Below are 1108 nucleotides of genomic sequence, written 5' to 3'. Positions count from 1 at the left end.
CAGGGCCCCGGAGTAGTCCTTGATTGTCTGGTTGGTCATGGGATGCCATGTAGTGCCAGGGTTGCGGCGGGGATGGTGTGGGCGCGCCTGGCGCTGGCGGTATTCACCCAGCCGGTGAGGCGGAACGTGCTGCGGATGATGTCGCGTAGGGCTGCCATGACGGCGGGGGTGTTGCGGGCGCGGACTTGACTGGCGTCCTCGCCGAAAGTCACGTCCCTGATCCAGTGCACGCTGTTCTCGATGGTCCAGTGTTCGCGGGCCCAGACGGCGATCTCGGCGGGTCGGGCCTGGTGAGTGGGCAGGTCGGTGATCGCGTACACGACTTCGGTGGTCCACTTCTTCGTGTCCAGAGCGCGGCGTCTGCGGCGGATCCGCACGACTTGACGGGCGTGGGGGAACAGCAAGTCATCGACGGTGACGACCTGAACCTCGCGGATCTCGGCGCGGCCGTGGCCGCGACTGCTCTGGCGATGCAGGACCGGCACCTGCTTCCAGGGCAAGCGCCGCAGCTGCGCGGCGAGGGTGGGCTGGTTGTCCTTGACGGTGAACAGGTAGTGGGCGTGGCGCTGCCGCACGAGGTAGACCGCGTGGGCGCGTTGCGCGTGCATCGCGTCGGCGGTGATCACCGTGTCGGTCAGGTCGATGTCGGGAATCTGGTCCAGCAGGGGCGCGAACTCGCCGATTTCGTTGGCCTTCGCGGCGATCTGCCGGGCGGCGAGGGTGACCGCGTCGGTGTGACGCACGGCGGACAGGATGAACACTGGGCTGCCGTCGGGACGTTTCGCGCCGCGTAGACACTTGCCGTCCACCGCGATGGCGGCGCGGCGCGGCCGATCGGTGGCGGCGGCGCGGTGGGCGCGACGCTGTTCCCGCTCACCGACACCGTCCGGAGTCACCGCCGGGATCGCGGTGCGGGCCAGCGCGGCCAGGTGCCCGTATCCGGCGCCGGTCAGCGCGGCCGAATCAACTCGGGCGTAGGCGTCCCGCAGGGTCCGCTCGTCCGGAACCCGGTACCGGCCGGTCACCGGGTTGAACGGGCAACCCAGCCGGGCCAGTTCCCACTGTTCACAGCGTCGGACCCACTCCGCGATCGCGGTCAGCGAGTTGT

1 protein-coding gene is annotated in these 1108 nt (G+C 69.6%); it reads right to left on the bottom strand.

The features are described from left to right. Positions 1 to 35: 35 nt before the first annotated feature. Positions 36 to 1108 (bottom strand): ISAs1 family transposase (locus K228_RS0125135; protein WP_025620817.1); only part of this gene is annotated, 1073 nt, incomplete at its 5' end.

It is taken from the genome of Salinispora cortesiana (assembly GCF_000484695.1).
GTDB classification, from domain to species: Bacteria; Actinomycetota; Actinomycetes; order Mycobacteriales; family Micromonosporaceae; genus Micromonospora; species Micromonospora cortesiana.
Note: the sequence above shows the minus strand (reverse complement) of the source record. Positions and strands in the feature narration are given on the sequence as shown.